General features: G+C 62.7%; 28 protein-coding genes. 12 read left to right on the forward strand and 16 right to left on the reverse strand.

All coding sequences use genetic code 11. The features are described 5' to 3' along the window. The 3 genes from ribH to BP869_RS10055 form a co-directional block, all read right to left on the reverse strand. The coding region (gene ribH, locus BP869_RS10045; protein ID WP_342679307.1) for a 6,7-dimethyl-8-ribityllumazine synthase at nucleotides 1-242 on the reverse strand (242 nt) is incomplete at its 3' end. 50 nt (nucleotides 243-292) lie between these two features. Further along, complete coding sequence (gene ribC / locus BP869_RS10050; protein ID WP_300167396.1) at nucleotides 293-754, reverse strand: riboflavin synthase; 462 nt, start codon at nucleotides 752-754, stop codon at nucleotides 293-295. Then, the gene (locus tag BP869_RS10055; protein WP_342679310.1) at nucleotides 751-1,884 is read right to left on the reverse strand and encodes an alanine--glyoxylate aminotransferase family protein; all 1,134 of its coding nucleotides are present in this window, start codon (nucleotides 1,882-1,884) and stop codon (nucleotides 751-753) included. Before BP869_RS10055 ends, ribC begins: the two co-directional genes overlap by 4 nt. A gap of 119 nt (nucleotides 1,885-2,003) precedes the next feature. On the opposite strand from BP869_RS10055, the gene purE reads away from it, so the two are divergent. Further along, complete coding sequence (gene purE, locus BP869_RS10060; protein ID WP_342679312.1) at nucleotides 2,004-2,393, forward strand: 5-(carboxyamino)imidazole ribonucleotide mutase; 390 nt, start codon at nucleotides 2,004-2,006, stop codon at nucleotides 2,391-2,393. A gap of 8 nt (nucleotides 2,394-2,401) precedes the next feature. Further along, the gene (locus tag BP869_RS10065) at nucleotides 2,402-3,025 is read left to right on the forward strand and encodes a GNAT family protein (RefSeq protein ID WP_342679314.1); all 624 of its coding nucleotides are present in this window, start codon (nucleotides 2,402-2,404) and stop codon (nucleotides 3,023-3,025) included. 118 nt (nucleotides 3,026-3,143) lie between these two features. Here the strand turns inward: BP869_RS10065 and BP869_RS10070 are convergent, their stop codons facing one another. Genes BP869_RS10070 through BP869_RS10080 form a run of 3 tightly spaced genes read right to left on the reverse strand, consistent with a single transcriptional unit; the run spans nucleotide 3,144 to nucleotide 4,746 of the window. Next, nucleotides 3,144-3,695: a flavodoxin family protein gene (locus tag BP869_RS10070; RefSeq protein ID WP_342679316.1), complete on the reverse strand. Its 552-nt coding sequence runs from the start codon at nucleotides 3,693-3,695 to the stop codon at nucleotides 3,144-3,146. Further along, nucleotides 3,692-4,147, reverse strand: a complete 456-nt coding sequence (locus BP869_RS10075) for a DUF123 domain-containing protein (RefSeq protein ID WP_342679318.1) — start codon at nucleotides 4,145-4,147, stop codon at nucleotides 3,692-3,694. The genes BP869_RS10070 and BP869_RS10075 overlap by 4 nt, the downstream gene beginning before the upstream one ends. Continuing rightward, on the reverse strand, nucleotides 4,147-4,746 hold the full coding sequence (locus BP869_RS10080) for an MBL fold metallo-hydrolase (RefSeq protein WP_342679319.1): 600 nt from the start codon (nucleotides 4,744-4,746) through the stop codon (nucleotides 4,147-4,149). Before BP869_RS10080 ends, BP869_RS10075 begins: the two co-directional genes overlap by 1 nt. Before the next feature lie 25 nt (nucleotides 4,747-4,771). Here BP869_RS10080 and thiC point away from each other — a divergent pair, with 25 nt between their 5' ends. From thiC to BP869_RS10095, 3 genes are all read left to right on the forward strand, one after another. Continuing rightward, nucleotides 4,772-6,055, forward strand: a complete 1,284-nt coding sequence (gene thiC / locus BP869_RS10085) for a phosphomethylpyrimidine synthase ThiC (RefSeq protein ID WP_342679321.1) — start codon at nucleotides 4,772-4,774, stop codon at nucleotides 6,053-6,055. A gap of 133 nt (nucleotides 6,056-6,188) precedes the next feature. Continuing rightward, the gene (locus BP869_RS10090; RefSeq protein WP_342679323.1) at nucleotides 6,189-6,488 is read left to right on the forward strand and encodes a YunC family protein; all 300 of its coding nucleotides are present in this window, start codon (nucleotides 6,189-6,191) and stop codon (nucleotides 6,486-6,488) included. 140 nt (nucleotides 6,489-6,628) lie between these two features. Next, complete coding sequence (locus BP869_RS10095) at nucleotides 6,629-9,814, forward strand: ABC transporter substrate binding protein (protein WP_342679325.1); 3,186 nt, start codon at nucleotides 6,629-6,631, stop codon at nucleotides 9,812-9,814. 347 nt (nucleotides 9,815-10,161) lie between these two features. Here BP869_RS10095 and BP869_RS10100 read toward each other — a convergent pair whose 3' ends face one another. Then, on the reverse strand, nucleotides 10,162-11,196 hold the full coding sequence (locus BP869_RS10100) for an acyltransferase (protein ID WP_342679327.1): 1,035 nt from the start codon (nucleotides 11,194-11,196) through the stop codon (nucleotides 10,162-10,164). A 145-nt stretch (nucleotides 11,197-11,341) separates the two neighbouring features. Here BP869_RS10100 and BP869_RS10105 point away from each other — a divergent pair, with 145 nt between their 5' ends. From BP869_RS10105 to cgi121, 6 genes are all read left to right on the forward strand, one after another. Then, complete coding sequence (locus BP869_RS10105) at nucleotides 11,342-12,361, forward strand: type II glyceraldehyde-3-phosphate dehydrogenase (RefSeq protein ID WP_342679329.1); 1,020 nt, start codon at nucleotides 11,342-11,344, stop codon at nucleotides 12,359-12,361. Between the two features lie 36 nt (nucleotides 12,362-12,397). Further along, nucleotides 12,398-13,339, forward strand: coding sequence for a tyrosine--tRNA ligase (locus BP869_RS10110; protein ID WP_342679331.1), 942 nt, complete (start codon nucleotides 12,398-12,400; stop codon nucleotides 13,337-13,339). Nucleotides 13,340-13,343: 4 nt separating this feature from the next. Beyond that, nucleotides 13,344-14,135 (forward strand): serine protein kinase RIO, encoded by a 792-nt coding sequence (locus tag BP869_RS10115; protein ID WP_342679333.1) that lies wholly within the window; start codon nucleotides 13,344-13,346, stop codon nucleotides 14,133-14,135. A 5-nt stretch (nucleotides 14,136-14,140) separates the two neighbouring features. Further along, on the forward strand, nucleotides 14,141-14,683 hold the full coding sequence (locus BP869_RS10120) for a KH domain-containing protein (RefSeq protein WP_342679335.1): 543 nt from the start codon (nucleotides 14,141-14,143) through the stop codon (nucleotides 14,681-14,683). Between the two features lie 112 nt (nucleotides 14,684-14,795). Beyond that, entirely contained in the window at nucleotides 14,796-16,976 is a 2,181-nt protein-coding gene (locus BP869_RS10125; protein ID WP_342679336.1) for an ATP-dependent DNA helicase, read from the forward strand. Further along, nucleotides 16,976-17,485, forward strand: a complete 510-nt coding sequence (gene cgi121, locus BP869_RS10130) for a KEOPS complex subunit Cgi121 (RefSeq protein WP_342679337.1) — start codon at nucleotides 16,976-16,978, stop codon at nucleotides 17,483-17,485. The genes BP869_RS10125 and cgi121 overlap by 1 nt, the downstream gene beginning before the upstream one ends. A 65-nt stretch (nucleotides 17,486-17,550) precedes the next feature. Here cgi121 and BP869_RS10135 read toward each other — a convergent pair whose 3' ends face one another. Continuing rightward, a complete protein-coding gene (locus BP869_RS10135; RefSeq protein ID WP_153015827.1) occupies nucleotides 17,551-17,730 on the reverse strand; it encodes a hypothetical protein in 180 nt (59 codons plus the stop codon). Between the two features lie 106 nt (nucleotides 17,731-17,836). Here BP869_RS10135 and BP869_RS10140 point away from each other — a divergent pair, with 106 nt between their 5' ends. Beyond that, nucleotides 17,837-18,673, forward strand: a complete 837-nt coding sequence (locus BP869_RS10140; protein WP_342679339.1) for a class I SAM-dependent methyltransferase — start codon at nucleotides 17,837-17,839, stop codon at nucleotides 18,671-18,673. On the opposite strand, the gene BP869_RS10145 is transcribed toward BP869_RS10140, so the two are convergent. From BP869_RS10145 to BP869_RS10180, 8 genes are all read right to left on the reverse strand, one after another. Then, nucleotides 18,670-20,952, reverse strand: coding sequence for a metal ABC transporter solute-binding protein, Zn/Mn family (locus tag BP869_RS10145; RefSeq protein ID WP_342679900.1), 2,283 nt, complete (start codon nucleotides 20,950-20,952; stop codon nucleotides 18,670-18,672). The two genes, BP869_RS10140 and BP869_RS10145, sit on opposite strands and share 4 nt — an antisense overlap. A 136-nt stretch (nucleotides 20,953-21,088) precedes the next feature. Beyond that, the gene (locus BP869_RS10150) at nucleotides 21,089-21,916 is read right to left on the reverse strand and encodes a metal ABC transporter permease (protein ID WP_342679340.1); all 828 of its coding nucleotides are present in this window, start codon (nucleotides 21,914-21,916) and stop codon (nucleotides 21,089-21,091) included. Next, nucleotides 21,909-22,649 carry a metal ABC transporter ATP-binding protein gene (locus tag BP869_RS10155; protein ID WP_342679342.1) on the reverse strand — a complete coding sequence of 247 codons (741 nt, stop codon included), beginning with the start codon at nucleotides 22,647-22,649 and terminating at the stop codon, nucleotides 21,909-21,911. Before BP869_RS10155 ends, BP869_RS10150 begins: the two co-directional genes overlap by 8 nt. A gap of 2 nt (nucleotides 22,650-22,651) precedes the next feature. Then, on the reverse strand, nucleotides 22,652-23,092 hold the full coding sequence (locus BP869_RS10160) for a formylmethanofuran dehydrogenase subunit E family protein (RefSeq protein WP_342679344.1): 441 nt from the start codon (nucleotides 23,090-23,092) through the stop codon (nucleotides 22,652-22,654). Between the two features lie 73 nt (nucleotides 23,093-23,165). Further along, complete coding sequence (locus tag BP869_RS10165; RefSeq protein WP_342679346.1) at nucleotides 23,166-23,411, reverse strand: hypothetical protein; 246 nt, start codon at nucleotides 23,409-23,411, stop codon at nucleotides 23,166-23,168. Beyond that, nucleotides 23,408-24,070 (reverse strand): hypothetical protein, encoded by a 663-nt coding sequence (locus tag BP869_RS10170; protein ID WP_342679347.1) that lies wholly within the window; start codon nucleotides 24,068-24,070, stop codon nucleotides 23,408-23,410. The genes BP869_RS10165 and BP869_RS10170 overlap by 4 nt, the downstream gene beginning before the upstream one ends. An 11-nt stretch (nucleotides 24,071-24,081) precedes the next feature. Next, nucleotides 24,082-24,504, reverse strand: a complete 423-nt coding sequence (locus BP869_RS10175; protein ID WP_342679349.1) for a spore germination protein GerW family protein — start codon at nucleotides 24,502-24,504, stop codon at nucleotides 24,082-24,084. Nucleotides 24,505-24,569: 65 nt separating this feature from the next. Further along, nucleotides 24,570-24,890, reverse strand: coding sequence for a cupin domain-containing protein (locus BP869_RS10180; protein WP_342679902.1), 321 nt, complete (start codon nucleotides 24,888-24,890; stop codon nucleotides 24,570-24,572). Nucleotides 24,891-24,910: the final 20 nt, after the last annotated feature.

The following is a 24,910-nucleotide window of genomic DNA, read 5'->3' on the forward strand; positions in this document are numbered from 1 at the left end:
ACGACGATCTCGTCGTGCTGGGTCGCGCCCTCGATGACGCAGCCGATCGTGACGACGGCGTCGACCTTCCCCTCGGAGAGGAGTTTCTTGATCGCCAGGGGCATGTCATAGGCGCCGGGCACATAGAAGCACTCGGTGACCTCTGCGCCGAGGAACTTCGCGTGCTCCCGCCCCTCGATCTCCATCATATAGGTGATGTCGCGGTTGAACTCCGCAACCACAAAGCCAAGCTTGATTGCCATTGTCTTCTCCTCGATCGATCCTGTCTGTGTTCTCTTTTTATTCTGCCGGTTCACTGCCTCGCAGGGCCGACGTCCTCGAAGCCCTGCCTCTGGCCTGTGCCGGCCTGCCTGGTGAGGACCTGCGGCCTGAGGACGAGGTTCACGGCATTGACGGCGTGCTCCCTTGTCCGCTGTTCGGCAAGCCAGGCAAGTTCACTCTCTGTTCCGGCCTCGTCCTCGTGGACGAAGACCTCGATGATGTGGTGGTTTGTCATGAGCTGGGCGAGCATGAGGCCCTGGGAGGCCTCATGGGCGCACATCCTGTCCTTTTCCTTGCCGCCAGGCATGCCGAGGGCGATGACGATGTCGCATCCCCGCTCCTCGATGAGTTTCTTGCAGGCGACCGGGAGGTCCTTGAACCCCGGGACGGTGTAGCGCTCGATACCGACGCTCGCGTGTTTGCGGAGCTCGTCGATGGCGATCGCGCCCATGTCGACGCGTGCGAAGGTGGTGTCAGCGACGCCGACCTTCATGCGTCGAGCACCTCTGCCGCGGCCTCGACACCGTCGCCCACGCCGGCAACTCCTGCCTTGCGAAGTGCGTACTGGACGGTGGCGAGGGTGGCGAGGATCTCGGGGGCGCTGACCGCACCCATCGAGCCGATCCTGAAGATCTTGCCCTTGAGGTGGTCCTGGCCGCCGGCGATCTCGATGCCCATCTTCTTGACGGTGCCGCGGAGGGCGCTGTCTGTGACGCCCTCGGGCATCTTCGCCGCCGTGACTGTGTTCGAGTATGCGGAGACGGCGTCGAGGGTCGGGAACATTTCAAGGCCCCAGGCGGCGACCGCGGCGCGGACCGAGGCCGACATCCTGTGGTGCCGGGCGACGCGGGCCTGCATGCCTTCTTCCTTGATGATGGCGAGGGCCTCGGCAAGGGCGAGGAACAGGGGCACGGCCGGGGTGTATGGGGTTTCCATCGGGCTCTTCTGGCCGTTCTTCCGGTAGGCCGCGAGGTCGAGGTAGAAGGGCCTCTTCTCGGCGATCCTCTCCCAGGCGCGGTCAGAGACCGCGACGGCCGCAAGGCCTGCCGGTGCGGCGAGGCACTTCTGCGAACCGACGATCGCAACGTCCACATTCCACTCGTCCATGCGGACGTCGTCGCCGCCGACGGAGGTGACGCCGTCCATCACGAAGAGGGCGTCGTGCTTGCGGGCGAGTTTCCCGACGTCCTTCGCCGGGTTGAGGATGCCGGCGGAGGTCTCGTTGTGGACCATCGTCACGACCTCGGCGCCGTTCTCCAGGGCCTCGGCAAGGGCGTCCAGGTTGACGGGCGTGCCCCACTCTGAGTTGATGGCGGTCGCTTCGCCGCAACGCTGCCCGATCTTCCAGAGGCGCTCGCCGAATTTGCCGTTGACGAGGGAGGCAATCTTTTTGCCCTGCCCGAAGTTGGCGATCGCCGCCTCCATGCCGGCGGTGCCGGAACCGCTGATGATGTACACCTCGTTTTTGGTCCCGAAGCAGTCCTTGAGGACGTCAACGCTCTCGGCGTAGGCGGCGCCGAACTCGGGGCCGCGGTGGTTGATTGCCTGCCGCATCATTGCCTGCCGAACCCGTTCCGGCACCGGTACCGGGCCTGGCAGCATCAGGAGTCTTTCGTTTTCCATAAGAGATCAGTATATACTGGTGCACGCTAGGGGGAAATGTAGGTTACCCCCGCGGCCGTGCAGGACAAAGGATAACCACCTTTCGGGCTATACTATCCTGAGGAAAATAGAGAGATATCATGCCTGATGTTGCCGTTATTACAGGGTCGGCCTCGGACAGCGCCATCGCCGAGAAGGCCGCAAAAGTGCTCGACGAGTACGGGATCACATACGACCTCCAGGTGATCTCGGCCCACCGCGACCCGGACCGCCTGGAGGGGTACGTGAAGGCCTCGGACGCGAAGGTTTTCATCTGCATCGCCGGGATGTCGGCGGCCCTGCCGGGTGTCGTCGCCTCGAAGACGAAGAAGCCGGTGATCGGCGTCCCGGTCTCAGGAAAACTCCTCGGCGGCCTCGATGCGCTCCTCTCGGTCGTGCAGATGCCGAAGGGCGTGCCTGTCGCCTGCGTCGCGGTCGATGGCGGGGAGAACGCCGCCCACCTGGCGGCGAGGATCCTCGGGGTGGCCTGATCAGGACGATGACTGTCCAGCCGACCCTTCGGACCGCGCATCTCTTTCTTGCGCCGTTCAGGTTCTCAGACGCCCCGGAGATCGCACGCCTTGCCGACGACCCCGCGATCGCAGATACGGCGGTGCGGATGCCCTACCCGTACCCGCAGGGAATGGCCACGGCCTGGATCGCGGCGAGCATCGCGGGGTGGACGAACGGCCGGTGCGCTGTCTGGAAGATTGTGCGGGCCGGCGACGGCGTCCTCATCGGGTCGGTCGGCCTGACCATCGACCCCGCGAACAGGAACGCCGAACTCGGCTACTGGATCAGGACCGACGCGTGGGGGCGGGGTTATGCGACCGAGGTGGCGGTGGCGGCCGTCGCCTTCGCTTTCGGGCCCCTCGGCCTCCACCGGGTCCATGCCTCCTGCCTGCGGCGGAACCCGGCCTCCGCGCGGGTGCTCGAAAAGGCCGGGCTGCGCCTTGAGGGATGCCGGCGGGGGCACCTCTTTCACAGAGGGCGTTTCGAGGACGTGCTCAAGTACGGGGTGGTGGAAGGGGATCTTCGCCCCTCCCGTGATGAAGAGGGAAAAGAGCCGCGGGTGCCCGGGAACCCCGGACCCCGGAGATATCTGGAGACGGCGGACCTCTGATCCGCCGTGCAGGGAAAATGGGCTCTGAAGAATCGCTCATGAAACGGAGTTTCAGGCGGTTCTTTGAAAACATCGCTGGCTCTGTACAACAGGAATTTCCTGGAACTGAAAAAAAGTTTTAGTCCTTCGGCTGGAGGAGGTTGACGATCTTTTTTGCGACGCCGTCGGCCTTCTTCACCGCCCGGGCGTCTGTCATGATCTCGCCCGGGAGATAGGCCTTCCCGCAGACATGGCCGAGGTACGAGAACTGGTGGGTGTTCAGGAATCCCTCGATCGTCTCCAGGGAACGCTCGCAGCCGCGGTCGGCGCAGACCGTCACCGCCACGGCATTCCTGCCCGCGAGTTTTCGGTCATGGTACAGGGAGTAGGTCCGGTCGATGAGGTTCTTCATCTGGCCGTTGACGTCATAGTAGTAGGTCGGCGACCCGATGACGACCACCTCGGCCTCGAGCATCCGCTGGGCGATGTCGCCCCACCCGTCCCCCTCGATGACGCACCACTTCGTCTCCTTGCACCTCTCGCACCCGGTGCAGGGGTGGACGATGCGTCCGGCGAGGGAGACGAATTCGGTCTCGATCCCTGACATCTGCACCTTCGCAAGGATGTACCTGACCAGCTGGGCGGTGTTGCCGTCCTTTCTCATGCTCCCTGATACGCCGAGGACCTTCATACACTGAGATGGACTTCACCCATATTGCTCTTTCTGATCTGCGGGACGAGGCCCGCCCTCCTGAACGCCTCCGCGATCTCTGCAAAAGGATCTTCAGGCCGGAAAAAGAGGTGCGAGGGACAGGAGCAGTCCGTGCATCCGAAACCCGGCACGGCCTCCCCGCCGATCGCGGCGGCGATCCGGCACTCCATATCCTCCTCCGTCGCCCCGAGGACCGCACCCCTGAGAGCGATGTCGGGAGAGAGGAGGAGGCGGTCGATGTGCCAGTGCGGCCGCCCCTCCCACGTCGCCGCACGCCTGACATGCCGGCCGACCCGCGCCTCGAGTCCGCCGGGGCCGAGGGCCGAACCGACATAGATGTGATACCCGGCCCTGAAGCGGACGGCCCCGAGACGGCCGACCTCTATCTCGCAGGCCCTCGTCCGGAGGACAAGGCAGTAGACGCCCTTCATCACCGCATGCCCTTCAGGGCGAGGGCCGACGCCCTGACATGCCTGCTGCCGCCGCTCTTCAACGGTTCGCCGTGGCCGGGGTACAGGCCCTCGACGTCGAGGTTGGAGAGGCGCTCTACCGAGGCGGCGAGGGCGCGGCCGTCCCCGCCCGGAAAGTCGCACCGCCCGAATGACCCGCCCGGGAAGACGGTGTCGCCGCAGAAGAGAGCACGCTCCTCCTCGCTGTACAGGGAGATCCCGCCGGGCGTGTGGCCGGGCGTGTGGATGACAAGAAGGCCGCCGACCCTGTCCCCGTCCGCGAGGATGCGGTCGGGGACGACCATCGGGGGTTGCTCGCAGAACATCGGCGCAAGACTCCGGGTATCATCGGTGAGGCCGGGGACGTCGAGGGCATGGACGCAGACCTCGGCCCCGGTCATCGCCGCGATCTCCTTCAGGTGGGCGATATGGTCGTAGTGCGTGTGGGTGATGACGATCGTCCTGACCCTGTCCGCATGGGGGGCGACGGCCATCGGGTAGACCCCGGCGTCGATGAGGATATCGCCGAAGAGGTAACTGTTCGCGAAGAACCCCTCTCCCGGCAACCACGTGACTGGCATGCAGAATAATAAGGATCGGTGACAGATGTGTGTTATGCAAACCCTGATCAAGGAGTCCCTCAAAGGCGTCCCGCCCGAGATCGAGGCGATCGCGAGGGACGAGGGGCTTTCACCACGGCAGGCCGCCCGTGCTGTGACGAGGGGACGGATCACCGTCGCAGCCAACCCCCGTCGCCCGCACCGCCTCGTCGCCATCGGGGAAGGGTGCCGGATCAAGGTGAATGTCAATGTGGGCACCTCGATGCAGAGGTGCGACCCTGACCTTGAGATCAGGAAGGCCGAGGCGGCACTCGCAAACGGCGCCGACGCCCTCATGGACCTCTCGACCGGCGGCGACCTTCCGGCGATGAGAAAGCGGATCCTCGCCCTCGACGCTCCTGTCGGCACGGTCCCGATCTACGAGGCGGTCAGGCGTGCCGGATCGGCCGCGGACGTCACCTCGGACATCCTCTTCAATGTCATCAGGGACCACTGCAAGCAGGGCGTGGACTTCCTCACCCTCCACTGCGGGGTGAACCAGGACGCCCTTGCCGCCCTGAAGGCCGACCCCAGGATCATGGGCGTGGTCTCGCGGGGCGGCGCCTTCCATGTTGCAATGATGGCGGCCACCGGCGAGGAAAACCCTCTCTATAAGGAATACGGCTACCTCCTTGATATCCTGGAGGAGAACGACGTCGTCATCTCCCTGGGCGACGGCATGCGGCCAGGCTGCCTGTACGATGCGGAGAGGCTTGCGAAGGCGACGGAGTACGTCACCCTCGCCCGCCTCGCAAAGCAGGCACTTTCCCGCGGGGTCCAGCGCTTCATCGAGGGACCGGGCCACATGCCCATCGACCAGATCGGCTACAACGTGCAGATGATGAAGGAACTCACCGACGGGGCGCCCCTGTACCTCCTCGGCCCCCTGGTGACCGACATCGGCACGGGCTACGACCACGTTGTCGGGGCGATCGGCGGGGCGGTGGCGGCGATGCACGGCCTCGACTTCCTCTGCATGGTCTCGCCCGCGGAGCACCTCGCCCTCCCTGACCTCGACGACATCGTCGAGGGGACGCGGGTCGCAAAGATCGCTGCGCATGTCGGCGACATCGTGCGCCTCGGCGAGGGTGCCCATGCCAAGGCCGACCTGAAGATGGCCCAGGCTCGCAGGCGCCTCAACTGGGACGACCAGTTCAAGGCGGCGATGTACGGCGACCACGCCCGGAAGATGCACGAGAGGGACGGCGACCTCGACACCTGTTCGATGTGCGGCGACCTCTGCGCGATCAAGATGGTGCGAGATCTGCTCGACGAGACCCCGAAGGAATAGGGCCTTTCGAGATCCCATCTCTTTTTTTGCGGTTCGCCCTCTCTCTTCCGGTCTCTCTGTTTTTCCGTGGTTAATCCTGTGAAGGGAAACTTTTTCCCACGCGGTTCATATCCTCGAAGGTGCCACCGCATGTATGGACAGCATACCTCTCACCATCGGTGGGAAGAAGGCCGAGGGCTTTGTGATCCCCCTCGGCCCGGCAAACCTCGTCTTCGTGAAGATGGAGAAGGGCCTCGTGGGTTGTGGCGCCGTCGACGTGCAGGCCCTGGAGAAGTTCGGCTACGCGGCGGCGAAGGTGCGGCCGGCATCGGGGCCGTCGATCCGGACTGTCGACGACATCCTTGCCGGGACGATCGCCGCGGCAAACGGTCCGGCCCGGGCCCTCGGGATCGCGGAGGGCATGAGCGGGCGGGAGGCCCTGGAGCGCCTTTGAGAGGTCTCCAGACCTGCCAGTTGGAATATGTATTTAAACCCAGAAATTGCCTCGTTTTTTCCGGGAAAACGGGCTGTATCCACAGTTATTTTAAAATAAAATGATGCAAAGGATGAAAACCCTGAACTGCATGAAACGCAATGTTTATTTCATGGTTCCTCAATGTATCTCCCGTGACCGGCACGGAGAGCCCCTCCCCCAACCTGCCGCGGACGCTGATCTGCACCCTCCTCATTCTTCTGGTCCTGATCACGCCGGGTGCCGCCGGTGATGTCGACGATACCCGGACTGTGATGCTCCTCCTCTCCTACAACCAGGGATTTACCTGGACTGACGACGTCGTCGCCGGTGTCGTCTCTGTCCTCCCGCCCGATGCCCGGACAGATCTGCGTATCGAGTACATGGACACGAAGCACGCCGCCGGCGAGGCGTACTATGATGACTTCGCTGCCATCTACCGGGAAAAATATCGGGACAGCCCTCCTGACGTCATCATCGCCTCTGAGGAGGATGCCTACCAGTTCCTCAGGGAGTACAAAGACACCCTCTTCCCGGAGACGCCTGTCGTCGTTACCGGCCTGAACTGGCGGCCCGACCGTCCGGCCCCCGAGAGCCCTGACTTCACCGGCGTGATGGAGGACTACGAGATCCCGCGGACGATCGACCTCGCCCTCTCTCTCCACCCCGAGACGGAGACCCTCGTCATCGTCAACGACAACATCTCGACCGCAGGGAAGGAGAACGCACTTCTTCTCCGGGAGATCATCCCCGCCTACGAGGACCAGGTGAACGTGACCGTCCTCGAAGACCTCCCCTTCACCGACGTTGAGGCGGCCCTACAGATCCTTCCCCCGGAAAGCGTCGTCCTTCTGCTCACCTACAACACCGACGCCACCGGTCGTGGCTACACCTATGACGAGGTCGCGGCGAGGGTGCGGGCGGCGACAGACGTCCCCATCTACGGCGTCTGGGACTTCTATCTCGGGAAAGGGATCGTCGGCGGCTACATGACCCGGGGCTTTATGCAGGGAGCGACGGCCGCGGAGATGGCGTCGACTATCCTTGACGGGAAACCGGTCGAAGATATCCCGCCAGTGGTGGCGCGGCCGGAGTCGGCAATGTTCGACTATAATGAACTCCAGAGGTTCGGCATCCCCGACTCGGCCCTGCCGGCAGGGAGCACGGTGATCAACCGCCCGCCCGGCACGGTCGAGGTGGAGAGAGAGACCGTCTGGACCGCCGCCGCCGCCGGTCTCCTCCTCATCCTTCTCCTCGTCACTCTCACGGCTATGAACCGCCGGTTGAGGACGACGGAGGAGCGGTTGCGAAAGAGTGAAGAGCGCCTTTCCGCAGCTCTTGAGGCGACAAACGACGGCCTGTGGGACTGGCACATCCCAACCGGCACCACCTATTTCAGTCCGGGGTGGTACCGCATGCTCGGGTACGAGCCCGACGCGTTCGTGCCGTCCTTCTCCGCATGGGAGAGGCTTATCCATCCCGAAGAGCGGGAAAAGGCGGTCGCCGCGCTTCTCGCCGCCAGCCGAGGTGAGAATGAGATCTTCAAGGCCGAGTTCAGGCTGAAGACAAAAGACGGCGGGTGGAAATGGATCCTCGGCCGCGGCCGGGTCGTCGAATGGAAGGACGGCACGCCCTTCAGGATGACCGGCCTGAACACCGACGTCACCGCCCGCAGGATGGCCGACGACGAACTCGCCCTCCACAGACGGCACCTTGCCGACCTCGTGGCGGCGCGGACTGCTGACCTGGACCGCGCCGTCGGGCAACTGAAGGCGGAGATCGAGGAACGCAAGACTGTCGAGGCAAACCTTGCCACCGAGAAGGAACGGCTTGCCGTCACCCTGCGCTCGATCGCCGACGGCGTCATCGCCACCGGCACCGACGGCAGGATCGTCCTGATGAACCGCGCCGCGGAGGTCCTCACTGGCTGGCCGCAGGAAGAGGCCGAAGGGAAGGACCTCGCCGCGGTCTTGCGGGTGCTCGATCCGGAGATCAGGCAGGCGATTGCCGGCCCGGTTCATGGCACCGGGGGCGACGCTGTTCTCCTCAGAAAGGACGGGGAGGAAAGACTCATCTCGAGCTCGACCGCCCCGATCCGTGACCCTGAGCAGCGGGTCACCGGCTCCGTGATCGTCGTCCGCGATGTCACTACCGAGAGGCGTGCCGAGGAGGAGCTGGTCCGGGCCCAGAAACTCGAGTCTGTCGGTCTCCTTGCCGGCGGGATCGCTCATGACTTCAACAACTTTCTGATGGCGATCCTGGCGAACATCCAGTTCGCCGAAGACGGCCTCGCCGCGGATGACGAACGGTGCACATACCTCAAAGACGCGGAGGCTGCCCTCTTCAGGGCGCGTGACCTGACGGCGCAACTCCTCACCTTCGCCCGCGGCGGTGCGCCCGTGCGCGAGGCCCGTCACCTCACCGCGATGATCACGGAGACCACGGCCTTCACCCTGCGGGGATCGGCGGTGCGGCCTGTCTTCGAGATAGAAGACGGTCTCTGGCCAGTGGACGTGGATATCGGGCAGATCTCCCAGGTGATCGGGAACCTCGTCCTGAATGCCACGCAGGCGATGCCGGATGGGGGCACGGTTACGATTCGGGCGAAAAACACGGAGATAACCGCCGCCCGCCCCTCTCTCGGCCCCGGCAGATATGTCAGGATCGAGGTGGCCGACACCGGGGAGGGGATCGACCCTGCACACCTGGGAAAGATCTTCGACCCCTATTTCACGACGAAGGTACATGGTCGGGGCCTCGGCCTCCCGAGTTCTCTCTCTATCGTCCGCAGGCACGAGGGCACCATCGACGTCTCTTCGACGCCCGGCGAGGGGACGACATTCACGGTCTACCTCCCGGCGAGCGAGAGTGCGCCGCGCGAGGAGAGAAAGGAGACGCCCCGGGCGCGTGAAAACGGCGGGCCCCGGAGGAGGGTGCTGATCATGGATGACGAGGAGGGGATCAGGGAGGTGATGGCCTTGATGCTCGGGAAAAAGGGCTTTGCCGTCGAGACCGCGGCCGACGGCGCCGCGGCGGTCGAGCGCTACGAAGAGGCGCGGACACGGGGGGAACCCTTCGACGCCGTCGTTCTGGACCTGACCGTTCCCGGCGGCATGGGAGGGAAGGAGACAGTCGAGCGCCTGCTCGCTATCGATCCTGCCGTAAAGGCGATCGCGTCGAGCGGGTACTCGGACGACCCGGTGATGGCGTCGTACTCAGAATACGGTTTTGCCGCGGCACTCCCGAAACCCTTCAGGGTGGACGACCTCGTCGCCGCTCTGGATAGCCTCTTCAGCAACCGCGAGTGAGAGGTCCGGCATGCTCTCGTTTTCGGTGGCGTAGAGTTCCTGTTCTGGTGCGGGACACCAACCCCCCGCCTTCCCCGGACTGCCCGCCGGGGGACTACTCAAAAATCTTCGATTTTCTCATGCTCGCATCGTTCACATCTCGAAGGTCTTCGATCCCATGCAGATCGGAGATCTGCCGGAACAGGAAAATCTTCGATTTTCCGTGCACGTAAAACCAGAGATTTTACTTCTCAGAGAATCTTTGATTCTCTGTGTTCTCAAGTTCGCCCCGTTGCCACCGGACCCCCGGTACAGGCACACAGACAGGATTTTTCCAGAACCGAATGAGCGTCAGGTCCTCGACGCTTTCAGGGGTTCTGCCCGGTCGTGAGGGGGGAGGCCTCCTCCCCGAATCCCATCTGTTTTAAGGCCAGCGCCTTCTTCTCGACGAGGTGCCAGGAGGCATAGGCCAGGGGAAAGGTCAGCAGGACCGAGAGGCCCGAAAAAAGCCAGAGAGGCATTGACGTCCCGAGATAGAGGACGATCATCTGCTGGATCGGATAGGCATAGATATAGACGCCATAACTGAAGTCGCCGCGATTCCCGAACCTGTTCAGGGCCGGAACACCCAGATGGGCGACGGCGAGGACGATGTACGGCACGGCGACGAGGGCGAGAAAGAGGGCAAAGGGGGTCGGCGATGCAGCGACAAGGGCGACGGCAAGCACGCCGGCGGTCGCGGGGTCGTAACGGCGGCCCCTGTGGTGGACAGCGAGGTAAGCACCGATGAGGAAGTAGAGGGTGAACCGCACCTTCGCAAGGCCGGGATCCCCGGACACCACCATCCAGATCGCAAAGTCGATGGCTATCAGGGCAAGAAGGACATCTTTTCGCCGCAGGAGGCCGGCGACACCGAGGAGTGCGACGAGGATGTACATCATGAACTCCACCGGGATCGTCCAGAGAGATGCGTTTACGAAGGTGACAGGGTTTGACTGGAAGAGCCCGAGGGCCGATCCGTTCCAGACCGAATCGAAAGACGCGAGAGTGAAGGGTGAGAAGAGTGTCATGAAATAGTCCACGAGGGGAAGGGTCGTGGCGAGCGGACCGACGAGAAGAAACGTGAAGATCAGGGCCGGTACCAGTGCGGGAAAGACCCGGAGTGACCTTTTCCAGAAGAACCGCTTCACGTCGGGTTGTGTCATCCAGCTCTGCGGGATGAGATACCCGCTGATCACGAAAAGACCGGCAAGCGCCGCCTGCCCCACCAGCACCGCCGGGGAGTTGCCCGGTATCGCCCCATATCCAATCTGGAGGGCATAGGCGTGGGAGATGATGATGACCAGGGCCGCGGAGAGACGGAGAAAGTCAAAGTTGTTTGCATGGCGGCGGGAGGTCTCCACACCAGCGGTGTGGCACCACGGTATATAGTCCTGCCCATCAGGAAACTGGCGCCGGCGCGAATGCGGTGGGGGGCATTCCCGACCTCCGGTCCCCGGCCTGGAAGAAGGGAACCTTTATGTGCTTCTGCTCTTACTGAAGCTTTACATGATCAAGGTCGCAATCAACGGATTCGGCACTATCGGCAAGAGAGTCGCCGATGCGGTCGCCGCTCAGCCCGATATGGAGGTCGTGGGAGTCTCCAAGACCAGGCCCAGCGCCGAGGCATACATCGCGAACCAGCGCGGCTACCCTCTGTACATCGCGGAGATCAACAAGCGCAAGGCCTTCGAGGACGCCGACATCGAGGTCGCAGGCGACGTCACCGAGATGATCAAGCACGCGGACATCGTCGTGGACGCCACGCCGGGCGGCGTCGGCGTGAAGAACAAGAAACTCTACGAACTCTACGGCGTCAAGGCGATCTGGCAGGGTGGCGAGGACCACGAGATCGCGGGCTTCTCCTTCTGCTCCAGCTGCAACTATGCCGAGGCGAAGAACCGCCAGTTCGTGCGTGTCGTCTCCTGCAACACCACCGGTCTCTGCCGGATCATCCAGGCCATGGACGAAAAGTTCGGGGTAGAGAGAGTGCGGGCGACGATGGTCCGCCGCGGTTCAGACCCCGGCGAAGTGAAGAAAGGGCCGGTCGACGCGATCGTCCTCAACCCCGTCGAGATCCCGAGCCACCACGGCCCCGACGTCCAGACCGTCCTCCCGCAGATCGACATCACCACGATGGCAATGATCGTGCCGACCACCTTCATGCACATGCACGCCGTCCAGATGGACCTCGGGAGCGATGCGACCCGCGAGGAAGTCATCGAGATCATCGAGAAACACCCGCGGCTGGGCCTTGTGCGCAAGGGCACCGGGATCACGAGCACCGCGGAGCTGAAGGAGTTCGCGCAGGACATGGGCAGGAGGCGCGCCGACCTCTACGAGAACTGCATCTTCGCAGAGTCCATTGGATTCGTCGGCCGTGAACTCTTCCTCTTCCAGGCGATCCACCAGGAGGCCGACGTCGTCGTCGAGAACGTCGACGCCATCCGCGCCATGATGAACGGGGCCGACGATGCCGCCACCTCCATCGCGATGACCAACCGGGCACTTGGCTTCACTGCCATTTGAAGAAGGATTAATCCCCCGGACATCCCATATTCTTTTATGGATCCATACTCTCTTGCCACGCGTAACACCGTGGAGATCGTCACCGACGAGGAGCTGCGGGCCCTCCTCCAGAAGCCCGTTCGGCGTGTCTACGCCGGCTACGAGCCCTCGGGCGAGATCCACCTCGGCCACCTGGTGACCATCAACAAGCTGATGGACCTTCAGAAGGCCGGGTTCGAGGTGACCGTCCTCCTCGCCGACCTCCATGCCTTCCTCAACCACAAGGGCACGCTCGACGAGGTCAGGGAGACCGCCGAGTACAACCGCCGGTGCTTCGAGGCCCTCGGCCTGAAAGACGCAAAGTTCGTCATGGGCACCGACCTTCAGCTCAACTCCGAATACGAACTCCTTGTCCTCCAGCTCTCGCAGGAGGTCACGGTCAACCGGGCGCACCGTTCGATGGACGAGGTCGGCCGCGGCATGGACCACCCGGCCGTCTCCCAGATGGTCTACCCGATCATGCAGATGGCCGACATCGCGCTCCTCGGCGTCGACGCCGCGGTCGGCGGGATCGACCAGAGGAAGATTCACATGCTTGCCCGGGAGTACCTGCCGGGCATGGGCTACGCCTCGCCGGTCTGCATCCATACCCCGATCATCAACGGCCTGGACGGCAAGAAGATGTCCTCGTCTGCCGGAAACCTCATCTCGGTCGCGGACAGCGAGGACGAGATCAGGGCAAAGATGAAGAAGGCCTTCTGCCCGCCGGGTATCGAGGAGAACCCGGTGCTTCAGGTGCTCCAGCACCACATCTTCCCCCGCTTCGAGACGGTCGTGATGCACAGACCGGCGAAGTTCGGCGGCGACCTTGAGTTCTCCTCGTACGCCGGGGTGGAGGCCGCCTATGGCGCGGGCCAGGTTCACCCCCTCGACCTGAAGATGATGACCGCCGACTACCTCGTCGAGGTGCTCGCCGGCGTGCACGACGCTGTGGTGTAACACTATGGGTGGGGACAGGGAAGGAAAGGAGTTCGACCGGAAGCTCGAAGAGATGGGCATCCGGATCAAGGACGCGGACTCCAGGAAGGTGAGGGGCGAGGTCTTCGACGAGGACACCCTCCTTGCCCTGTACCGCCTTGTCCACAAGAAGAAGATCTCGGCGATCGGCGGATCCATCTCCACCGGTAAGGAGGCGAACGTCTTCCTTGGCGAGAGGGAGGGGAAAACGGTCGCCATCAAGATCTACCGGATGAGGACGGCGAACTTCAAGGCGATGGCCGAATACATCGTCGGCGACCCCCGCTTTGCCGGAATGCGGAAGACGCGCAAGGACATTGTCTTCACCTGGACAAAGAAGGAGTTCGCAAACCTCAAAAGAGCCCGTGAGGCCGGCGTCCCGGTGCCGGAGCCGTACGCCTTCGACAGGAACATCCTGATCATGGAGTTCATCGGGGAAGGCGATACGGCGGCCCCCCAGATCAGGAACGTGGAACTTGAAGACCCGGAAGGGGTGTACAGGGCGGTCATCGGGGAGATAAAGACGCTCTTCCAGGAGGCCAGGCTCGTCCACGGCGACCTGAGTGAATTCAATATACTCTGGCGGGAAAAACCCTATATTATCGATATGGGCCAGGCGGTCACCCGCGAGCACCCGAATGCCGGAACCTTTCTGATCCGGGATATCAGGAATATCAACCGGTTTTTCTCCTCTTTCTGCTCTGTGGAGGACGAGGACGCGCTGGTGCGCGAGGTGACGGGCGGAACATTCCGGCCCCTGGCAGATAAGGAGCGGTGAATCAGATGACAGTACAGGAAATCAGGATTGGTGCAAACAGGATCGGCGCCCTCATTGGAAAGGACGGCGCCGTCAAGAAGGCGCTGGAGGAGAAGACAGGGGCCGCGATCCAGATCGACAGCGACGAGGGCGAGGTGCGGATCGAGGGGGAGGACGCGGCAGGCGTGCTCAGGGCGACCGATGTCGTCACCGCGATCGCGCGGGGCTTCTCGCCTGAGCGAGCGTTCAGGCTCCTCGATGACGAGGACCTCACTATCGACGTCATCGACCTCTCTGTGGTGGAACCCTCCCCGCGCCAGCAGGAGCGGCTCCGCGGCAGGATCATCGGCAAAGCCGGGAAGGCGCGGGAGCAGATCGAGGACATGGCCTATGTCGTGATCTCGGTGCAGGGCAAGACCGTCACCCTGATCGGGACGCCCGAACACCTCAAGAATGCCCGTACAGCCCTCGAGATGCTCATCAACGGCGTGCCCCACGAGACCGTCTACTCCTTCCTGGAGAAGAAGCGGCGCGAGGAGAAGGAAAATATCCTGGACTACTACTACTGATCCCCGCGCGCCCGGCGTTATTTCCGGTGGAGAGATATATACATCCAACAACTATATTTTCTACAATCTGTGGACATGGTCTTGAATTTCGAGTGGAAACAAAGGGGTCCATATGAAGGTTGCTGACCTGCCTCTTCCCGACGCCCTCAGGTCGCAGTACAGTGCACGCGGGATCGAGGCGCTCTACCCTCCCCAGGAGGCCTGTGTCAGGGCCGGGATCTTCGAGGGGAAAAACCTTCTGTGCGCCATCCCGACGGCGAGCGGCAAGACCATCGTTGCCGAGATGGTGATGCACCGCCATATCGCCGACGGCGGCACGTGCCTGTACATCGTCCCCCTCAAGGCCCTCGCCACCGAGAAGTACGAGGACTTCTCTGGCAAGGGCGTGAAGGTCGGGGTGGCGACTGGCGACCTCGACCGGAAAGACGCCTATCTTGGCAAAAACGATATTATCGTCGCCACCTCGGAGAAGGTGGACTCCCTCCTCAGGAATGCCGCACCCTGGCTCTCCAGGATCACCCTCCTTGTCGTGGACGAGTGCCATCTCATCGCCTCCCCTGACCGGGGTGCGACCCTTGAGATGGTGATCGCGAAACTCAGGCACAGGAACCCGGCGATGCAGGTGATCGCCCTCTCGGCGACTGTGGGCAACCCCGGCGCCCTTGCCGGTTGGCTCGACGCCGAACTCGTGACAAGCGAGTGGCGGCCTGTCGACCTGCGGGAAGGGGTCTTCTACAATGGCATGATCCACTTCGAGGACCATGAAAGAGAGGTGCCGTCAAAGTCGAAGAACGACGACCTGAACCTCTGCCTGGACACGGTCGCGGAGGGCGGGCAGTGCCTTGTCTTCGTCTCGTCGAGGCGGAATGCGGAAGCCTTTGCCAAGAGGGCGGCCGGCGGGCTGAAACTCTCCGAGCCTGCCCTCGACGACGCGGCCGACGCGATCGAACGCGAGGCGGCGACCGACCTCGGCAAGACCCTCGCCCTCTGCGTCAGGAAGGGCGCGGCCTTCCACCACGCCGGTCTCTCGTCGGCGGAGAGGAAGATCGTCGAGGACACCTTCAGGAAAGGGGCGATCCGGGTGATCTCGTCGACGCCCACCCTTGCCGCCGGCCTCAATCTCCCGGCACGGCGGGTGGTGATCCGCGACTACCTCCGTTTCGGCGACGGTGGCATGGCGCCGATCCCGGTGGGTGAGTACAAGCAGATGGCCGGGCGTGCCGGCCGCCCGCACCTCGACCCGTACGGCGAGGCGGTCCTCATCGCAAAGAGTGAGGATGGCTGTCAGGACCTCTTCGAGGCGTACATCGACGCCCCGCCCGAGGAAGTCTCCTCCCAGTGCAACTCGGAGAATGCCCTGCGCACCCATGTCCTCTCCCTTATCGCCACTCGCTTCGTGCAGAGCCGCGGCGAGGTGCTCTCCTTCATGGGGGAGACCTACTATGCCTACGAGCACCAGGGTCTGCGGTCCACCATCCATGAGACCATTGATCGTGTGATCGACTGGCTCGTCGACGCCGAGATGGTGACGGAGTTCGGGGATCGCCTCGAAGCGACAGAGTACGGCGACCTGGTCTCCCGCCTCTACATCGACCCGAGGAGTGCGGAGAAGGTCGTCGCCGCCCTCAGAGGGGCCCCGACCTATACCGACATCGGTCTTCTCGAACTCATCTGCGAGACGCCCGACATGCTCACGCTCTTTTTGCGTAAGGACGACGCCGAGATCCTCCCTCTCTTCCTCCAGGACCACGAGGCCGAACTCTGGACTGGCGTGCCGTACGGCTCAGATGAGATGGAGGCGTTCTACGCCTCGGTGAAGACCGCGATGCTCCTCTCCGAGTGGTCTGACGAGGTGACAGAGGCGATGATCTCCGAGCACTTCAATGTGGGACCCGGCGACATCCACAACAAGGTGGAGACCGCGGTCTGGCTCATCCACGCCGCCTCGCGCCTTGCATACCTCTTCAACCGCCCTCTCGCAAAACCGATTACCGAACTCGGAACACGGGTGAAGTACGGCATCAAGAAGGAACTTCTGCCCCTCATCGCCCTGCGCGGCATCGGTCGGGTGCTCTCCCGGCGCCTCTTCGACCTGGGCATGACGACGCCACAAGAGATGAGGGCGGCCGGGATCGGGAAGATCGCTCCCATCCTCGGTGAGAAGACGGCGACGAAGGTCCTCGCCCAGATCGAGGGGAAGGAGGCCGGAGACGATGCCCCGGCCGTCGAAGAGGAGATCGAGGTGAAAAGAGAGCGGCGGCAGACCACGCTCTCTGCATTTCGAGGGACATGATGGAGAGTAACTGCGATATCAGGGAGGCGGTCATCGAGATCCCCACGCTTCCCGCATTTCTGGAGACGATCAAAGGGATCTCGGAGTCGACAGGGACGCACATCATCTGCTTCGACGCCGACGAACTCGCCGGCAGGGTCCATGCCGTGAAGGCGGTGCGCCACGCCCTCCGCGCCTGGCAGGAAGGCCGTGCGATCGCAAACACCCTGGAGATGGAGGCCCTCCTCTATGCGGCAGGGACACGTCAGTGCCGGGTGGCGACAGGCATCGGCCTCCACGCGGGGACGAACCGCTGCTATGTCTGCCTCTGCCCACCCTCCGAGGCGGCGGCGGCCGCGCTCGGCAAATTTCTCTCCTGGACGGAGGATAACTGGGAGGAGATCGACGAAGAGAAGCAGCGCCGCCTGATGGAGCGCTACGGCATCACGCCCGAGGAGATCGATGCGGCCGGCGGGCGCATCCGCCCCCTCGTCATGGAGAGGGTCGCCCTCCTTGAAGTGAACCGCTGAAAAATCTGTCTTGAAAAGAGATCTGAAGCAGGGCGCTTCGGTCCTGCTGTTTTTTCTTTTTGTCCTCAGTCCTTTGCCATGATCGCCCCGATCACGATGAACCCGAGGCCGATGACGGCGACGACCAGTTCGACGATGCCGATGAGGAAGGCGATCACCTCGGGTGCAAGTTGCGTCATACCATAGACGCCCGCACCGGCGAGGATAAGCCCTACAACGAGCAATGCAACACCTGTTTTGTCCATGGAATCACTTCCCAGTGAATGATTGTTCTATCCGGCATATGAGGGTTTTCCCTCGCCATCGATCCCCTGTGGAAGGTTTTTGTCTGCAGGAGACGATCCCTTCCGTATGGATGCCGGGGCGATTGACTGGAATGCGGTATGGGCCGAAGAGGTGCGGCAGAACCATTCTGTAGTCGGCTTCAGGACCGGCTCTGCCCTCTGGGGTGAGAAGAGGCGGGCCGTCCTCTATGATACCCATGTTTCAGGCCGGAGAGTGGAGGGCACCCTCTCGGCCCTTCCCCTCGTGCGGGCGGCGCGGGTTCTCGACATCGGTGCCGGTCCGGGCACCCTTGCCCTCCCCCTTGCCCGCCGTGTGCGGACGGTCACCGCGGTGGAACCGGCCTCCGGGATGGCCGACGTGCTTGAGGACCATATGGACGAGGAGGGGATCGGAAACATCGGCGTCGTCAGGAAGCGCTGGGAGGACGTCGACCCGCCCACAGACCTGCGGCTGCCGTACGACATCGTCGTCGCGTCCTTCTCCCTCGGCATGGAAGACCTGCGGGCCGCCCTCCAGAAGATGGACGACGTCGCCGCCGGGTCGGTGCACCTCTTCTGGTTCGCCGACCTCCCTGCCTGGGAACGCCGCTATCTCCAGGTCTGGCCGTCTCTCCACGGTGCCGTCTACCGGCCTGTCCCGAAGGCCGACATCGTCTGCAACCTCCTCTGGCAGATGGGTATCTACCCTGACCTGCATGTCGGACTGATGCACAGGGAGGTGCGTTTCGTCGATCTCGACGAGGCGCTGGTGACCTGTGCGCCGAAGTTCGGGGTGAGCGGGAGAAAGCAGGAGGAGATCCTTCGCCGCGCCCTTGCCGATTGGCTCGTCCCTGAAGGCGGGGCATATGTGCTGCGGGAGACGTCGCGGTACGCGCATATCTCATGGAAAAAAGAGGGAGATTAAGTTCTCCGCAGCAGGAGGACGGCGAGTGCGGCTGCAGTCAAGAAGGGGATGAAAGAGACAGGCGACTGTTGTGCCGTCGTCGGTGGGACAGTTGTCGTCGTCGTTTCGGGTGTCGTCGGCATGGCCGTGGTCGCCGTCGTCTCCGGAGGCGTGGCTGCGGCCGTCGTGACGGCAGTCGTCACCGTCGTCTGTACCGGGATCTCCTCCGCCACGGCCGCAACAGCCCAGCCCTGTACGACGGTGATCGCAAAGAAGGAGAACCCTGTGCAATATGCCCGGTACTTCGCTACTCCTCCTTCGGTACCGAGATATTCGGTCCTGAGTGTCTGCCATGCCCCATCATGGTACCGCTGGAGAGCGATGTCTGTGGTGTTGATCCCCTGCCCCTCGATCCAGGCCTCGTCAACGGAGAACTCGAAGGTGACGTTGCAGTTTTCCAGGTTTCCGAAACCCGGCCCGACCTCGAGGTACTGGTACGTGGCGTTCCCGGTCTCGCCAGTTTCGTAGGGGGGATAGGGCAGTTCCTGTGCTGTCATCGTGAGCGAACTCATATCCTCTTCGGGTACGATGACGACTCTTGTGATGGCACAGTCCTCGAAGCAGAATTCCGACTCCTCGCCCGTGGTTATGTCGGTGGCAAGGGCTGTTTCCCAGGGCTCAGATCCGCTGTCGCCAGCTGGCGGCGTGACCGGGCTTGCCATCACGGCCTCCTTATTGTGTGCAAGCACGCCGGGCAGGGAGTCGACGCCCGGGAGCGACTTCGGGAAGTTGGTGAAGATGACGCGGTCTGCCTCGATCCCCCTGTCATGGAGGGCTTCCTCGACCCCCTTCGCCATCTCTCCCGACTGCATGTTCTCGATGACGTACTTCACGTTCCTATATTTCTCCGGGTTTGCGGCGATGTCGTCGACGACCTTTGCCGGGGTGAACTGGCCGCCCATGTAGAAGTCGGGGCCGAAGACGGCGACGACGTTGAGGCCGAGCCAGTTCTCCGCCGCCTCCTTCTGCCAGACCATCACGATGACGTCCTGCCCCTCGATCCTGCTCCGCTCACGGTCGGCGATGTCGGCTTCATCGATCGCGTCGCAGTACGCCTGGAAGTTCGTTTCGAACGCGTCGGCGTTCCAGGGCTGTGCTGCCATGAGGATCTCCTTCACTTCCCCTGCAAAGACCTTCGCCTTCTCAGGGGTGTTCCAGTCCTGTGTGCTGATAATGGTCCAGGCCACGTTTCTGCCATAGTTTGTCTGCATGAACTTCTCGACTGCCGGCATGACGACGGGCTTGTCCATCCCCGAGTTGTGGGCGAAGAAGAGATCTGCCGATGCGATGAAGTCTTTCTGCATCTGGATGCGGCTGTCGATGATTTCGCCCTGCATATGCGGACAGATGGTCGGGTCGGCGACTGCGATCACGTTCACGTGGTCCCCGCCTATCGCCTGCACCGGGTCGGCGATGACGCTCGTCGTGGCGATGATATCCATCGGCCTGTCGGTCGGGGTCACGGCCTCCTTGTTGTGGACGAGGACGTCGGGCAGGGAGTCGACGCCTGCGAGCGACTTCGGGAAGTTGGTGAAGATGACGCGGTCTGCCCCGATCCCCCGATCGTGGAGAGCTTCCTCGATCCCCTTCGCCATCTCTCCCGACTGCATGTTCTCGATGACGTACCTCACGTTCCTATATTTCTCCGGGTTTGCGGCGATGTCGTCGACGACCTTTGCCGGGGTGAACTGGCCGCCCATGTAGAAGTCGGGGCCGAAGACGGCGACGACGTTGAGGCCGAGCCAGTTCTCCGCCGCCTCCCTCTGCCAGACCATCACGATGACATCCTGCCCCTCGGTCCTGCTCTTCTCCTCTTCGGTAAGGTCGGCGGCGTCGATCGCATCGCAGTACGCGTCATAGTTTGCTTCATATGCAGTGGCATTTGCCCCGTCTGCAGCAACGAGTTTGTCCTTTATCTCTCCTGCGAAGACCTTCGCCTTCTCGGGGGTGTTCCAGTCCTGTGCACTGATAACAGTCCAGTTCACTTTTCTGCCGTAGTTTGTCTGCATGAACTTCTCGACTGCCGGCATGACGACGGGCTTGTCCATCCCTGAGTTGTGGGCGAAGAAGAGGTCTGCCGATGCGATGAAGTCCTTCTGCATCTGGATGCGGCTGTCGATGATTTCGCCCTGCATATGTGGACAGATGGTCGGATCGGCGACCGCAATCACATTCACATGGTCCCCGCCGATCGCCTCTACCGGGTCGGCGATGACGCTCGTCGTGGCGACGATATCCATCGCCGCCACGGCTGGCACCCCGAGGACACATATTATGAATAGCGCTGTTAGTATCCTTTCGATGCTACTTTTTATCGGCATATGTTTAACAATGTGCGAATTATCTTATATATTTTGCTAAAATAGAAAAAGAGGTTCAGTCACCCTTCGGAACCCGGCGCTTCGGGGATATGAGCACTGCCAGGAGGAAAAGGGCGCTGAAGGCGACGGCAACGAGGGGGCCGACCGGGAGGGAGTGCTGGAGCCCGACCCATGCTCCGGTGACGCTGACCGTTGCAGCGACAAGAGGGGCGACAAGGAAGAGGCCCCTGACCGTGGAGCAGAACTGGTAGGCGATCGCCGCCGGGGTGACGAGCCAGACATAGAGGAGGAGGCCGCCGATGATGTTGAGGGAGAGGGAGACCGAGATGGCGATCATGAAGAGGAGTGCATAAAAGATGGGGCGCACCCTGATCCCGGCCGCTTCGGCAATCTTTTTGTTGAAGATGACCGCCGTGATCTCCTTGAAAAAGATCAGGACAAAGAGGACGGCGACGATGGAGATGAGGGCGAGGGCATAGATCTCCTCGCGGTACAGGGAGACGACGTTCCCGAAGAGAAGCGCGCTCGTGTTGACGCCTGTCCCGAGGTACTGCATGTACGAGACGAAGAAGATGGCGACGGCCATCATCATCCCGAAGAGTATCCCGAGGATCGTGTCTGTGGGCATCCTCGCCTTCTCCGAGAGGGGGCCCAAGATGACGGCGATCGTGAGACTTGCGAGGACTGCCGCAACGGTCCCGTCGATGCCGAAGAAGATCCCGGCGGCCGCACCGGCAAAGGCGGCATGTGTCATCGTAAAACCGATGGAGGAGATGTTCATCTGCGTGATGATCACGCCGAGGACGCTGCATGCTATCGAGGCGAAGAGCATCGCCTCGACGGCATGGCAGACTATGTTGTTCGGGATGAGGAACTCAAGCATGCGGGCCTCCCGAGAGGGTGCGGACGTGATCTTCGACTTCTTCTGCCGGGCAGGGCCTGTTGAAGATGAGTTGTCCGTCATTCATCACAAGCACCCGCACCTCCCTGTCGGGGAGTGCGTCGAAGGCATGGGAGACCATCATGACGGTGCAGCCTTCGTCTGCAATGCCGGCAAGCACCCCGCAGATAAAGTCGCGGGTGCCCAGGTCGAGATTGGAGAAGGGTTCGTCGAGGAGGAGGATATCGGGTTTTTTGACGAGGCTCTGGGCGATGAGCACTTTCTGCTGCTGCCCGCCGGAGAGTTTGCCGATCGGCCTCTCCGCGAGGTCGTCGATACCGAGGAGGTCCATCACGTCCCTCGCGATCCTTCTGTCCGCCTCGCCCGGCCGCCGGCCATAGCCGAGCAGGCCGTAGCGCCCCATCATCACGACGTCCCTGACGATGAAGGGAGCGAGGGGGTCGAAGGCGAAGTTCTGGATGACGTAGCCGACCCGCCTGCGGACCTCATAGCCGCGGGACGCGACGTCGAGACCGCAGACCGTCGCCTGGCCGCGGGTGATCGGGAGCATCCCGTTGACCGTCTCAAGGAGGGTTGTCTTTCCGGCGCCGTTCGGTCCGCCGACAACGACAAACTCTCCCGGGGCGACGGTGAAGGTGAGGCCCCTGATCACCGGTCGGTCAGACCCTTCGTAGGCTGTGAAGACCCCTGCAAGGTCGATGGTGCCGCCAGGCATCGTCAGTGCTCGCCGGCGGTGAAGAGTTCGGCGTCGTCGAGGTAGTACATCTCTTCGGCAAAGGCTTCGATCAGGGCTTCGTAGTCGTCCCCGTCAGCTTTCGGGAGGTCGAAGGGCCGGGGGACGATCCTGACCGTCCTGCCGTCGGTCTCGAACTCGACGGCGACCTGATCGCTCTCGATGATCTTGATGTTCCGTTTGCCGAGGGTGCATCCGCTGCCGAGCTGGACGCCGTCGGCGAGGCAGGACTCCGGGGGCGTGCCGGCGCAGTAGACCCGCGCCTGAAGTTCGAAGGGGTTGTTGCAGACGTTTTCGCGCGCGTATTTCCCGATCCTGTATCCGATAACGATATATGGGCCGAGATGGCCGTGGAATGCGGCGAGGTCTGTGACGGTGAAGTTCTTTTCGAGATTGAGGTACTGGCAGCCGTTATGTCTGTGCATGAGAGATCATCGGCATTCGTGCTATAAATTCATTCAGGTTTGCTACCGGGTGAGAAAAGTGATCTAGAGGGTGTTATCCAGTCCCTGCACGGAGGGCGGCATAGGCCCGTTCCACCGCCTCGCGGACCCTGCCTCCGGGTATATCCTCCCCCGCGGACCCGACGAGGAGGGCGCCGTCAGGACCCGCCACGACGATCGCGACCGGTTCGGCGGCGATGTACGCCCCTCCATCCCACGAGCAGAGCATGCTCCGCACGATCGGCACGACAGCGCGTCCCCCGGCCGTGCGCACCTCGCCGATAGTAACATCTACCTTCATTTCTCCTCTCCCCTCTCAAGGATGATCCGGCGCACTGGCGGTGCAAGGGCGAAATCGGCCGCAGCGCCAAGAAGGGCGATAGGCCGGTCGATCCTGAGCCTCACCTCGCCCCGGCCCGCCGGATCCCCGCCGGAAAAGAGCGGTTCCATATCGACATCGACGAGTGTCGGCCCCAGGATGCCACGAACAGCCTGCACCATCCCGAAGGCCTTCCCTGTCGCAATGGGGCCGCCGAAATCGGCCCTGATCCAGAGGGCAAGGCGTTCCAGACTGGTGTGGGCGGTGACCCTGCCGAGAAGACAGGTGATATGCGGGAAAAGTGTACGGAAAGTCTCCAGGGTGAAGGGAAGGGAAGGAAGCCCTTCCTTTTCTTCCTCTTCTCTCTCCTCCCCTTTTTCTCCTCCCTCTTCAGACTCGGCCTCAGGGATCGTCAGAGAGAAGAGTGTGATGCTGCCAACCAGGAGATCGGTATGCCAGGCTGTTTCTTTCTTCACGCTCACGCCGAATGCCGCCCACCTGAGGGAGAGGGAGACTGTCCCTCCCCCGCCCTCATAGGCCCCCGCCGCCCCCACCCGCAGGGGGAGGAGGAGGACGGAGAGGAGGATGACACCGATGCCGGCATAGTACACAAGGAATATGAGGATGTCGCCGGCGGCCATGCTCGACCTGTCTACTCGGTTCCCTGTTCGGCTTTCTTCTCCTTCTCCTCACCCTTTTCCGGTTTGCCGACCTTGGCGGTGACACGCTCGACCATCGAGGGGACGACTTCCCCGACACTCTCGATGATCTCGGCGATCGGCCCCTTCTTCTTGAGAGAATAGATCTGCACTCCTTCAGGGCCCTTCACGTCCTTGTGGACGACAAGGAGTGCGACCGGCTCGACACCGGCACCTGCCCCGCCGCCTTCGCCTCCGCCGCCTTCGCCGCCCGGACCATTGCCTCTCGCTGCAGCGGCACCGAAGCCGAAGCCGAAGCCGGCGATCGCAAAGACAACCTTGTCGCCGAGGTCGAGCGGATCGCCGATGATAGCCTTTGCCGATACGAAGTTGCGGAGTTCTTCCGCCGTTACCTTGATCATTTCGTCGCCTGTCATGTTCGTCCCACTCTGAGAGGGAAGACCTCCACTTAAAGGTATGGGGGAGGTGCCCGACAGGCCCGTCACAACAGACGGGTCGTCTCGGTCGGCCGCGGCACCTTGACGACGAGCACCCTGAAGGGCCGGTCGCCCTCGTTGATCCAGCGGTGAGGTACCCGTGCAGGACTCTCGATCAGGGTGTCAGGTCTGCACTCCTGCCTCTCGTCCCCGATCTCGACGACCCCTGTCCCTTCGAGGACATAGAACGCGACGTCCACGGGCGTGATGTGCTTTTTCAGGCTCTCCCCCGGCTGCAGGGTGATGTGGACCATGGTGGCGTGTTCGGTGTCGTAGACTTTCCGTGCGTCCACGCCGTGCGGGTTCTTCTCGACCGGGGTCTCCATGACCGTTCGTGCAATCAAGG

The organism is Methanofollis sp. UBA420 (genome assembly GCF_002498315.1).
Taxonomy (GTDB): Archaea; Halobacteriota; Methanomicrobia; order Methanomicrobiales; family Methanofollaceae; genus Methanofollis.